Genomic DNA, 12,406 nt, shown 5'->3' with positions numbered 1-12,406 from the left:
GCACAGGACTCGCGATCAGCCATCACGCAATCATGCGTGTGGCAATCTCATACGTGTCTTCTGACAGTTTTGCGCCCGACAACAAATCAGCAACAGCCCGCCGGGCAGCTTCACGGCGCGGTGCATCATAGATACGCCAGCTTTTCAGCGTGCCCAGAAGACGCGCGGCAACCTGTGGGTTGATCGCATCCAGGTCAGCGACGATGCCGGTCACAAAACGGTAGCCAGACCCGTCCGCCGCGTGGAACCGAACCGGGTTCGACCCCGCAAAAACTCCTACCAGCGCCCGCACCGTATTGGGCCGGCGCAGTGAAAAAGCCTCATGCTGTGCGAGTGTTTCAACAGCGGATAGCGTGTCGGCGCGCGATGACATGGCCTGCAGCGAAAACCATTTGTCCAGCAGCAGTGGATCCCCGACGGCGCGCTCGAAGAACAGATCAAAGGCCATCTGGCGTTCGGGCCGCTGCATGTGGGTAAGTGTGGCCAGCGCTGCTTCGGTGTCGGTCATGTTGTTGGCGGCGGAAAACTGCGTTGCCGCCAGCCGTGCGGCGTTTTCATTCGCAAGGCCTGCATATAGCCGCAGACAGGCATTTTTGAGCGCGCGGCGCCCGGCCTGCTCCGCATCAGGGCTATATGCCGCGTTGGACTGTAGCTGGCTATAACGATCCAGCAGCAAATCGCCCAACTGGTCGGCGACGGCAGCCTGCAAGTGGGCGCGGGCGGCATGAATGGCATCTGCATTTACGTCTGCCCCGATGTGCTGGGCCAGTTCCGCTTCGCCTGGCAGGTCCAGCATCATGGCAGCAAAAGCCGGTTCAAGCGTGTCGTCGAGCAGCACATGACGCAGCGCATCCGCATAGCGTGTGCCACGGCGGGCTTTCCCGCCAGAACTAAGGGCTCGTGTGATCCCTACAAGCAATTCGCGCGCATAGGTCTGCCCTGCTTCCCACCGTGCGCACGGATCTGCATCATGCGCCATGCGAAACAGCCAATCTTGCTCATTGCCGTTGGTTATGAGCTTTACCGGTGCGGAAAAACCGCGCAGCAGCGACACCACCGGCGGCGATGTCACCTTGTCGAAAATATAGGTCTGTTCGGTGCCGGTCAGTTCAATCACCGCTGTTGTGCCGGCTTGTTGCGTGCCGTCCACCACCAGTTCAATGTCGTTCCCGTCCCGATCAATCAGCCCGACAGCCAACGGAATATGTAAGGGGGCCTTGGTGGACTGACCCGGCGTTGGCGTGGTTGATTGTGCAACGGTCAGGGCATATCGCTCATCAAGCGGCGAGTAACGTCCGGATACAACAAGCTCTGGTGTGCCCGCCTGGTCGTACCAGCGCTTGAACTGCGACAGATCACGTCCTGATGCTGCAGCCATTGCGGTGAGAAAATCCTCGACCGTTGCCGCCCGCCCGTCATTGTCAGCAAAATACAGATCCATGCCTGCCCTGAAGGCTTCATCGCCGATCAATGCTTTCAGCATACGGACGACTTCGGCACCTTTTTCATAAACCGTTGCCGTATAAAAATTGTTGATCTCGATGTAGCTGGCGGGTCGAACCGGGTGTGAAAGCGGTCCTGCATCTTCAGGAAACTGATGTGCCCGCAGGGTTTTGACGTCAGCAATGCGCTTCACCGGGCGCGACCGCATGTCGCTTGAAAACTCCTGATCGCGAAAAACCGTCAGACCTTCCTTGAGGCAGAGCTGAAACCAGTCGCGACAGGTGACACGATTGCCACTCCAGTTGTGGAAATATTCATGCGCGATGATCGCTTCCACATTGGCAAAGTCTGCATCGGTTGCCGTATCGGGCCGAACCAGAATGTATTTGTCGTTGAATATGTTGAGGCCCTTGTTCTCCATCGCCCCCATGTTGAAGTCCGAGACGGCAACGATGTTGAAAACATCAAGGTCGTATTCACGGCCATACACTTCCTCGTCCCAGGCCATGGAGCGTTTAAGTGCGTCCATCGCGTAGGCTGTGCGGTCGGCCTTGCCATGCTCGACATAAATGCCAAGGCCAACCTCGCGTCCTGACATGGTGGTAAAGCGATCCGCCACGTGAGCAAGGTTTCCTGCCACCATGGCAAACAGATAGGAGGGCTTGGGGTGCGGGTCATGCCACACTGCAAAGTGACAGCCGTCGGGCAGGGTGTCTTGCTCAACTAGATTGCCATTCGCCAGCAGAACAGGACAGTCCTGGGCATCCGCTTCGAGGCGCACCGTGTAGGGGGCCAGCACATCCGGTCGGTCGGGAAAATATGTGATCCGCCGAAATCCTTCAGCCTCACACTGGGTGCAGTAGATGCCGTTTGAACGGTAAAGGCCCGTAAGTGACGTGTTGGCTTGCGGGTCGCACTCTGTTTGGATCACCAGCGTGTGCGCTTTGGCAGATACGTCGTTCAGCGTCAGCGATGTGTCTGTGAGTGTATAGGCAGATGCGTCAAGCACCGCACCATCCAGCGCGACTGAAACCAGTGTCATGCGTTCACCATCCAGCGTGATGGTGGTCGGCGGGACGGCGGCATCCGGATTGGGTGCAATCGTGAGTGTCGCATCAACCCGTGTCGCGGTAGGTGCGAGCCGGACATCAAGGGTAACGGTTTCAACCAGCCATGAAGGCTGGGTGTAGTCTTTTAGATAAACGGGGGCGGGCGGCGCTGCGGGGGGCGTGCGCTGGGATAAAGCAGTCAACAGAGTTCCAGTACGAAGATGCGCGAAATCGGGTGCGTACTATAGGCAAACGCCGGGCGGAAAAAAGGGGGCCAGGCGCCGATATCCAGCGTGTGGCCATTGACAACTCACGCTGTCGCGGCGGTTTTCTTTTTCAGAACGGATTCCGGGTCCTGCTCAACAGCCTGCAGGGTTTGCTTGGCGTCCTGAATGAGGCTCATCAGCTCATTGGAGATGTTTTCCGGCTGATCTTCAGCATATCCCACAAGCTCGCGCGTCAACCGATAAAGACGGGTGCTGCCCGCAATAAGCCGGGCCTGAAACTCGACCCGCTCGGGGTACAAATCGTATTCCGAGCCCGGCACCCGCCAGCCGCCCCAATCATTGTCACCTGTGACAACAATTGGATAGGTGCCGGGATGGGGATGATGGCTGCATTCTTCGGGCTGTTGCCATTTGTTCTTGCCGCGCATGACGCGCCAGTTCTCACCATCGTAGCCGGAAACTTCCTGCTGATTGGCCTCACATGCGAGCTCTTCCGCGCCAAAGTCGCGACCAAGCCCCACATCATAAAAAATGCGGATAGGCTCTTCCAGGTCTTTTGCCCATTGCGGCAGTACGCGTTCAATCTGCGCCCATGTTCCTACCGGTTTGACATAGACCCGCTGGTTCTTGTGGAACTGCGCTTTCGCCATGGTACTCGCTCCGCTTCGCCGCGTTTCGACAAACTCCAAGCCAAGTGAAACATGGCACAACCGCAGTTAAGGCTGCCTTAAGCACATCATGCAAATTGACCCGGCAAGGACGGCAGTCCGCAGGTCTATTCGCCCGGCGTGCGGCGGATGTCCGGTGGTTTTGGCGCGGCGTCACCAAGGCCAGGCACAGCTTGTTGTATCCAGGCAATGCCCCGGCTCACGCCATGCCGCGCATCTGCCATAAGAGTGTAGGCAACGGGCACCACCACAAGCGTCAGCGCGGTGGAGGAGGTAAGTCCGCCAATCACCAAAAAGCCCATGCCGTTTCGGAACTCGGCCCCCTGGCTTACTGACATGGCAACCGGGATCATGCCGCAGATTGTGGAAAGAGCCGTCATCAAAACCGGCCTCAGCCGCACAGGACCTGCTTCACGCATGGCATCTCGCGCCGACATGCCGCTTTCATGTGCCTGGTTGGCGTAGTCAATCAGCAAAATGCCGTTTTTCATCACCAGCCCCATCAGCGCCAATAGGCCGATCTGGGCAAACATTGTCATGGTTTCACCGGCCAGCCAGATGGCAATGAATGCTCCCACAAACGAAAGCGGCGCCGTCAGCATGATAATCATCGGCTGGGTGAAGCTGTTAAACTGGCTCGCCAAAATCATGTAAAGCGCGACCAGCGCCAGCATGAAAGCAAACGCAATCGCCTGGCCCGTCTCCTTCATGCGCTGAGCACGGCCCTGGGCACTCACGGTGTAGCCATCAGGTACACGTGCCTGCGCAATGATGCGCTCAAACTCGTCTGTTGCCGTACCCATGGCGACGCCGGGGCCGGTATTGGCAAAGATAGAAATCTTGCGCGCCCGGTTCTCGCGGTCAATCTGTGCAGGCCCTGCCTCGATGTTGAACGTCGCCAGATTGGCCAGATCAATCAACTCGCTGTCAGAAGCGCGCACCTGAATAAGCTCAAGCTGATGCAACTCGTGACGCTGGTCCTCTTCAAGCCGCACCCTCACATCATAGCGCTGGCCAAGTTCTTCAAACGTGGCCACGTCAACACCACCCACAAGTGCCCGCACAGTATCAGCCAAAGTACGAACAGGCACCGATAGGTCAGCCGCCCGAACCCGGTCAATAATCACCTGAACTTCCGGCTTGCCTTCCTCGAACGAGGTTTTGATATCGCGGAAGATTCCTGCCTCACGCATACCTGCTGAAATAAGGTCAGTACGCTGACGAAGAACATCCAGGTCAGGGCCGGACATGGAGTATTCAAGTTCAAAATTGGTGAACCCTCCGCCGGAAATCCACGGTACGTCCGTGAGTGAAATATGCGTCGCTTCCGGTGCTGCGCGCTGCATGGCGGCACGCGCCGCATCCATGATGGGAATGAATCCCACGTCGCGGTCTGCTTTAGGCGTGAGCGCGATATAGAATGATGCCTGGTTCACCTGTTCACGGCTGTCGCCACCGACTGTAAAAAATACAGAGCGGACGTGCTCAACCTTTGCGATCGCCCCTGCAGTGCGGCTTGCCACTTCGCGTGTCTGCTCAACACCTGCGCCAAACGGCAATTCAAGCTGGCCAAGAAACTCTGAGCGGTCTGCGCGGGTATCAAAGGCGGAAGGTACCAGTCCGGCGACAAAAACGCCCAGCACCATGGCGCCACCGGCTGCTACCACAACGATCCAGCGCCGTGCCAGTGCGAGGTCAAGCAACCGGCCATAGGCGTTTTCGAGTTTCACGTAGGCATCGTCAAAAAACTGACCGATGCGTCCAAGGCCACCGTCTTCGTTTTTCTTGAGGAACCGCGAACACAACATGGGTGTCAGGGTCAGCGAACAGGTGAGCGACACCACAACCGAAAACACGATTGCCAGCCCATACTGAAAGAAAAAGCGTCCTACAATGCCATCCATAAAGGCGATGGGAACAAAAACAGCGGCGATAGACAGTGTGCCGGATAAAACCGCCAGCCCCACTTTTTGCACGCCAAGGGACGCCGCCTGCATTGGTGGATGGCCTTCTTCAAGCTGGCGATGGATGCTTTCGAGAATAACAATCGCGTCATCCACCAGCAGACCCACCGCAACCGACAGCGCCATCAGCGTCATCATGTTGAGCGTGAAATCCATTACGTAAAACGCAAAGAATGTGGAGATAAGAGCGGTCGGCATTGCCACCGCCACAATGGCCGTGGCGCGCACAGACAACAGAAATGCGAGCGTAATCATCACAACAAGAATGACGCCAAGAGTGATATCGCCGAACACGTCGTTGACGGAGTCCTCGATGAACTTGGATGTGTCGCGCGCGGCCAGCATTCGCACACCTTCGGGTGCGCTCATGCGTATCTCATCAAGCTCTGCGCGAATGGCCTGCGCCACCTCAACGGTGTTGCGCCCGGACTGTCGCCGCACCTCAAGACTGACGCCAGGCTGCCCGTCCAACTCCGCATAGGAGCGCAGGTCAGCCAGACCATCCTCCACCCGCGCTACATCACGCACACGGGTCGGGCCGGTTTCACGGAAGGCAACAACAATATCGCCAAATCCGGCGATAGTGGTCACTTCGCCCTTGGTCTTGACCGAGAACTCGGACCGCAACCCTTCGGTGTCCAGCCTGCCGCCGGGTATTTCCGCGTGCTCGCGGCGCACAGCGTCGATCACGTCTTGTGCTGTCACGCCATAGGCGCGCAGCCGAACAGCATCAAGCCAGATCCGCACTTCGCGGTCGCGGCCGCCCACAAGCGTGATGGAACCAACACCGGGCACCCGTTGCAGGCGCTCCTTCACCACGCGGTCCGCGTATCGTGTGATGTCGCGCACCGGCATGTCACCGGAAATCATCACCGACATGATCGGCTGTGCATCCGGGTCTACTTTTTGCACAATGGGCTGCTCTGCATCGCGCGGCAGATCGTGGACGGCCAGCGCAACTTTGTCGCGTACGTCCTGGGCTTTGACATCCACGTTTTCGTCGAGACCAAACTCAATGTTGACGGCGCTGTGCCCTTCAGAGCTGATCGACCGCAGGCTCTCAATGCCCGAAATCGTGTTGACCTGCTCTTCCACAAGGTCGGTCACTTCGGTTTCGATGGTTTCCGGCGCCGCGCCCTCCAGCAGCGTGGTGACGGACACGTAGGGAAATTCGACGCGCGGAAACAGATCAACACCCACGCGGCCAAGCGATATCCAGCCCAGCGTCACAAGAGCCGCGACAAGCATCACGGCAAAAACCGGGCGACGAATGGAGACGTCAGAAATCCACATGAGGAGAACCCTTGTTAAGCAGGTATGTCGCTTGCGGCGAGCGTGTCAGCCTCACTGGCGTCACGGATAATGACCGGGTCGCCGTCCACCAATGTGCGCAGGCCGGGGCCGGACAGCACCGTGTCACCTTCCTCAAGGCCGGAGAGGATTGTCACGCGCTCTGCATCAAGTTGTGTCGTTTCAACGGAACGCCGCTGCGCAACACCGTTTTGTTCAACAAACACATATTGTTGCTCGTCGTAGCCCAGCACCGTGCCACGCGGCAGCGCCAGAACCGTTTGAGCAGGTGGATAAATCAGCGCCCGCGCAAACGACCCGGGCTTGATGCGGTAGTCTTCATTTTCAATGCCGATACGCACTTCAATGGTGCGTTTGACCGGGTCGATAAAATCATTGATGCGATGAACCTCGCTCTCAAACTCGTCATTCAGCCCGTCAACAATCACTTTTGCCCGCGTGCCGACAGCAAACTTCGAAAGATGCACTTCGGGCACCTGCACGATGGCGGCAACAATGTGGATTTCCATGATCTGCACGACGCCCGAAGGCCCCATCATGCCGCCGCCGCCCATGCGCGTGGCCATGAAATGGCCCTCATGCACGTTGCGCGCAGTAATCACGCCTGCGTAGGGTGCCGTCACAACGGCGTCCACAAGTGCCTGCCTGGCCTGTCCGAGTTTGGCCTCCGCGATGCCAAGGCGCGCCTGCGCTGATTCATGTGCCGCCCGTGATTTGTCGAGTGCACCGGCTGACGCATTGCCGCGCTTGTGCAATTTGGCAATGCGGTTGTAGTCGCGGCTTGCTTCGGTGGCCGTGGCGCTGGCGAGTTTCAATTCGTTTTCCAGCTCCTGCTCCTTGAACTTGAGGTCAATGTCGCGGGTGCGAAACAGCGGCTCGTCTTTTTCAACGCGCTGGCCAACGCGCACATATATTTCTTCAATGATGCCATCCACCCGCGGCCCAAGGTCTGTGCTTTGCAACGGTGCAATGGTGCCGGTGCCGATAATCGGCTGCTCAATCGTCACGGACTGCACAACGGCCGACGCCATCTGAGTGGGGTCGGGCGTTGCCGTTTCACCTGATGCAGTGTCAGACCCGTCTCCACACGCTGTGAGTGCGCCAAGAAAAACGCCGGACAAAATGGCCGCGGCAAGCGGGAGGGAGAATGCTGATCGTGTCATTGCAAAGCTGTGTCCTGAGATGCGTATCGAAGGAAAAAGGAGCCACATTCAATTTTTGTATTTACGCATAATGTATGCGCGGATACAATATGCGTATGTCAGTGTCTCAGGCAAAAAAACCATTGGTACAATCCGCTAAGAGCGAGCTTGCTCTTGAGCGCGACTTCGCGTGGGCGGTCTATGATGTGCAGCGACTGATTGGTCGCGTGTTTGACCGGCGGATGCGTGAACTGGGCCTTACTCAGGCGCAGGGGCGGGTGCTGGCCGCCTTAAAACGTACCGACGGCCTGACACAGACCGAGATTGCCGACACTTTGGATATGGAGCGCGCGCCGCTTGGCAAGCTGGTGGACCGTCTGGAAGAGGCGGGTTTTGTAAGGCGCGCCCTCGATAGCGAAGATCGCCGTGTGCGCCGCGTGTTTTTGACGCCGAAGTTCGAGACCGTCGCCGTTGAAATGGAAAACCTTGGCGAGAGTATTTTTGGCAGGGCTCTGGAAGGCGTCTCACGCTCGGTTTTGCAGCTCACCACAGACACGCTGACGCGCATTAAAAGCAACCTGATGGCCCATGAGGCCAATCGGCTGGAGTAGTTGCCGCTACGCGCCCGTGCCTGCTCATCTGCGCGCAATAAAGGCTGACGCTACGTCAAATGCGGACCCAGCCTTTTTCGGCTTAAATTCACCTTTACCCGGACTTGCCGCGCGCTAGTTTTTGCCTCAGAAAACAAGGGCTAAGATTTTGAGTTGCGTGCTGTCGGGCCAGTCTCGTGCAGATGGCAAACTGAAGTTTGGAAACTAATTTGAGCATTGCGATCGCTCAACCTGCATGGGCCTCGTGCAGGATAGAGACGAACGAGACGATGCCGGACATGCGCCCGCATGACGTGCGCAATTCAGGGTGTAAGGAAACCAGACCATGAATTTCGATTTCTCCGACGACCAGAAAATGCTGAAAGATCAGGCGGCAAAGTTTCTGGGCGACAAGTGCAAGCCCGAAAACGTGCGCAGGATTCTCGAAAGCGATGAGCCCTACGACAAGGCGCTGTGGAAGGGCCTGGCCGATATGGGCTTTCTCGGCACAACCATTCCCGAGGCCTATGGTGGGCTTGGCCTCGGCTACCTTGAACTGTGTGTGATCGCTGAAGAGCTGGGCCGTGCCTGCGCCCCCGTACCGCTGTCATCGTCCGTGTATCTGGCATCAGAAGCCATCAATCGTTTCGGTTCTGAAGAGCAAAAACAGGCATGGCTGCCGAAGGTGGCATCCGGTGACGCTATTGGTTGTTTTGCATTTGCGGAAGGTGTGCAGGCCCCCAACGGCCGCACGATTTCAACCACCTTGTCTGGCGGCAAACTATCAGGCACCAAGCTGCCTGTCGCCGACGGCGATGTAGCTGACTTTGCCGTTGTTGTGGTGAAAACGGGTTCAGGCACAAGCGAGGGTGATTTGTCGCTTGCGCTGGTTGACCTCACGGGCGCTGGCATCAAGCGCGAGAGTGTCTCGACCATCGACCCCACCCGCAGCCACGCGACCATCACCTTTGATGGTGCCGCCGCTGAACTCGTTGGCAAGGAAGGTGACGGCTGGGCCAACACGCAGGAAGTCATGAACTGCGCCGCCGTGCTCATTGCCTTTGAACAATTGGGCGGCACACAGGCCGCTCTTGAAATGGCCAAGGACTATGCGCTGGAGCGGTATGCATTCGGGCGCCAAATCGGCTCCTATCAGGCCATCAAGCACAAGCTCGCCGATATGTATGTGAAGCTCGAACTGGCCCGTGGTCATTGCTACTACGGTGCCTGGGCGCTTTCCACCAATTCGCCGGAGCTGCCGCTTGCCGCTGCCGGTGCGCGCGTTGCAGCCACCGAGGCCTATCGCTTTGCGGCGCAGGAAAACATCCAGACCCATGGTGGCATTGGCTACACGTGGGAAGCCAACACCCAGTTTTACTATCGCCGGTCAAAGCTGCTCGGCCTCGCCCTTGGTGCGCCCGGTCAGTGGAAAGAACGCATCGTGCGGCAGCTTGAACAGCGCAACGCCGCTTAACACCCATTCACGACATCTGAAAAACCTGGAGGTCCAAAATGGATTTCGACGATACCCCGCAAGAAGCCGCTTTCCGCAAAGAGTGCTACGACTGGCTGTCGGCCAATGCGCGCCTCAAATCAGCGTCCGGTGAGAATGCACGCAACCGTGGTTCCATGTCTGACGATGAACTCGTCAAGCGCGCCAAAGAGTGGCAGGCCAAAAAAGCTGCAGCCGGATACGCCCAGATCACATGGCCCAAAGAGTGGGGCGGCCGTGGCGGCACGCCCATCGAGTCGGTGATTTACTCACAGGAAGAAGCAAAGTTCTCCGTCCCCGGCGGCGTCTTTGAAATCGGTCTTGGCATGTGTGTGCCAACCGTCATGACCTATGCCGACGCCGAGACGTCCAAACGCTTTGTGGGTCCGGCGCTGCGTGGCGAGGAAATCTGGTGTCAGTTGTTCTCGGAACCTGCTGCCGGTTCTGACGTGGCTGGTATCCGCACCAAAGCTGAAAAAGATGGCGACGAATGGGTCATCAACGGCCAGAAGGTGTGGACGTCAGGGGCGCAGTTCTCTGACTTTGGCATCATCATCACCCGCACAGACCCCAACGTGCCCAAGCACAAGGGCCTGACCATGTTCTGGCTCGACATGAAGTCACCGGGTGTTGAAGTGCGCCCCATCAAACAGATGTCCGGCGATTCAGGCTTCAACGAAGTGTTCTTCACCGACGTGCGCGTGAAAGACAGTCAGCGTCTTGGCGAAGTGGGGCAGGGATGGAAATCCGCCATCACCACGCTGATGAATGAGCGTCTCGCTGTTGGCGGTGGTGCCGGCGCCGGCGACTTTGGCGAACTTCTGGCGCTTGCCCGCTCAACCGAGATGGAAGACGGTGCCGCCATTTCCCAGTCGTCCGTCCGTGAAAAAATCGCCGACTGGTACGTGGAAAGTCAGGGCCTCAAGCTCAACCGTTTCCGCACAATCACTGCGCTGTCAAAGGGCACGGCACCCGGCCCCGAAGCCTCAATCGGCAAGATTGTCTCCGCGCCGAAGATGCAGGATCTGGCGGCCTTCGCCATGGACCTCGAAGACATGGGCGGCATTATCACCGACCGTGACATCGCCCCGCTCAACGGTGGGTTCCAGGCACAGTGGTTTGGCGCGGCGGGTTACCGCATCGCCGGTGGTACCGACGAAATCCTGCGCAACATCGTGGCAGAGCGTGTGCTCGGTCTGCCGCAGGACGTGCGCGTGGACAAGGATGCAGCGTTCAACGAATTGCCTAAAGGCAAGTAGCGCACCATCCAGGTGAGAGTATGAAGCGGCCCGGAGACATGTCTTCGGGCCGTTTTTATTGGTCGCTTAAAGCGGCAGCACTTCCACGATGCTGCCTGCTTTCATGGCAGGCGCATCCGGCAACCGGCGGATCAGCACATTGGCCTGCGCGAATGCTGCAAGGTGTGACGAGTCCTGCTTGGCCATTGCCCGAACTGGTCCCGCAACACCGTCACGCTGCCCGCGCAGATAGGTTTCGCGGTCGCCGTTGGCGTCAATGTCTTCAGCCAGCACGGCCTGTTCAAAACCAAGCGCCAGCGCTTGCGGCTGGCCAAGCAAGGTGCGCAGCGCAGGCACAAGAAACAGCCGTGCGGTTACCATGGCGGATACAGGATTGCCCGGCAGGCCGAGCACAGGCAGGTCATCAAGTTTACCGAACCACGCAGGCTTGCCCGGCTTGACGCGCACTTTTTCAAACACAAGTCTGCCGCCTTCCTCCGTAAACACATGCCGTAGGTGGTCGTGGTCTCCCACCGATGCGCCGCCGATGGTGACTAGTAGATCGGCGCCCTCTGCCGACGCCAATGCCTCCCGCACGTCTTCAGGGTCATCACGCGCAATGCCAAGCGACAAAGGCTGGCCGCCGATTGAAAACACAAGCGCAGAAAGTCCCGGTGTGCCGGAATTGAAAATCTGATCTTCTTCAGGCGTTTCACCCGGTTGCACCAGTTCGTCGCCGGTGGAAAGCAGTGCAACACGCGGCCGACGCATCACGGGGATGTCGCCCACACCTGCCGCCGCTGCCAACGATACCTTTGCAGGGCTCAGCACTGTGCCCTTTTCAAGCAGACGTTCGTCCATCTGGTAGTCAGACCCCGCAGCACGCACATGGCGACCGGGGCTTGCAGCAATGTCCGTATGAACCATGCCATTTTCAACACGTACATTTTCCTGGATCACAACCTGATCCGCACCGTCGGGCAGGCGCGCGCCGGTTGAAATACGTACAGCTTCACCTGAGCTGATGGGGGCATTTGAACTTTGCCCAGCACGCGATGCACCTGCCAGCGTCAACGGTCCGGCACCAAGGTCAACAGACCTCACCGCATATCCATCCATTGCGGATACAGCGCTTGGCGGCTGGTTGCGGTTGGCAATAATATCGCGCGCCAGCGTCCGCCCGAAGGCCCGCGCCGCCGACACGGTTTCATCACCCAGGGGCGATAGGGCACCGGCAATCTGCGCGCGTGCCTCCTCAACTGAAATCATCCGAAGAACTGAA

At 58.3% G+C, this 12,406-nt stretch carries 8 protein-coding genes; 3 read left to right on the top strand and 5 right to left on the bottom strand.

Annotated features, from left to right (window positions below; all coding sequences use genetic code 11):
• Positions 1 to 22: 22 nt before the first annotated feature.
• The 4 genes from pepN to RIB87_RS09145 all read right to left on the bottom strand — a co-directional run bounded on the left by pepN (position 23) and on the right by RIB87_RS09145 (position 7,825).
• Positions 23 to 2,695: an aminopeptidase N gene (pepN, locus tag RIB87_RS09160; RefSeq protein ID WP_350145793.1), complete on the bottom strand. Its 2,673-nt coding sequence runs from the start codon at positions 2,693 to 2,695 to the stop codon at positions 23 to 25.
• 107 nt (positions 2,696 to 2,802) lie between these two features.
• A complete protein-coding gene (locus tag RIB87_RS09155; RefSeq protein WP_350145791.1) occupies positions 2,803 to 3,369 on the bottom strand; it encodes a hypothetical protein in 567 nt (188 codons plus the stop codon).
• A gap of 125 nt (positions 3,370 to 3,494) precedes the next feature.
• The gene (locus RIB87_RS09150) at positions 3,495 to 6,644 is read right to left on the bottom strand and encodes an efflux RND transporter permease subunit (RefSeq protein ID WP_350145788.1); all 3,150 of its coding nucleotides are present in this window, start codon (positions 6,642 to 6,644) and stop codon (positions 3,495 to 3,497) included.
• A gap of 14 nt (positions 6,645 to 6,658) precedes the next feature.
• Positions 6,659 to 7,825, bottom strand: coding sequence for an efflux RND transporter periplasmic adaptor subunit (locus RIB87_RS09145; RefSeq protein WP_350145786.1), 1,167 nt, complete (start codon positions 7,823 to 7,825; stop codon positions 6,659 to 6,661).
• A 122-nt stretch (positions 7,826 to 7,947) separates the two neighbouring features.
• On the opposite strand from RIB87_RS09145, the gene RIB87_RS09140 reads away from it, so the two are divergent.
• The 3 genes from RIB87_RS09140 to RIB87_RS09130 all read left to right on the top strand — a co-directional run bounded on the left by RIB87_RS09140 (position 7,948) and on the right by RIB87_RS09130 (position 11,145).
• Positions 7,948 to 8,415 carry a MarR family winged helix-turn-helix transcriptional regulator gene (locus RIB87_RS09140; RefSeq protein ID WP_350145784.1) on the top strand — a complete coding sequence of 156 codons (468 nt, stop codon included), beginning with the start codon at positions 7,948 to 7,950 and terminating at the stop codon, positions 8,413 to 8,415.
• A 325-nt stretch (positions 8,416 to 8,740) separates the two neighbouring features.
• Positions 8,741 to 9,868, top strand: a complete 1,128-nt coding sequence (locus tag RIB87_RS09135; protein WP_350145782.1) for an acyl-CoA dehydrogenase family protein — start codon at positions 8,741 to 8,743, stop codon at positions 9,866 to 9,868.
• A gap of 38 nt (positions 9,869 to 9,906) precedes the next feature.
• Complete coding sequence (locus tag RIB87_RS09130; RefSeq protein ID WP_350145780.1) at positions 9,907 to 11,145, top strand: acyl-CoA dehydrogenase family protein; 1,239 nt, start codon at positions 9,907 to 9,909, stop codon at positions 11,143 to 11,145.
• Between the two features lie 66 nt (positions 11,146 to 11,211).
• On the opposite strand, the gene RIB87_RS09125 is transcribed toward RIB87_RS09130, so the two are convergent.
• Entirely contained in the window at positions 11,212 to 12,393 is a 1,182-nt protein-coding gene (locus RIB87_RS09125; RefSeq protein ID WP_350145778.1) for a molybdopterin molybdotransferase MoeA, read from the bottom strand.
• Positions 12,394 to 12,406: the final 13 nt, after the last annotated feature.

This window comes from Pyruvatibacter sp. (genome assembly GCF_040219635.1).
GTDB lineage: Bacteria > Pseudomonadota > Alphaproteobacteria > CGMCC-115125 > CGMCC-115125 > Pyruvatibacter.
Note: the sequence above shows the minus strand (reverse complement) of the source record. Positions and strands in the feature narration are given on the sequence as shown.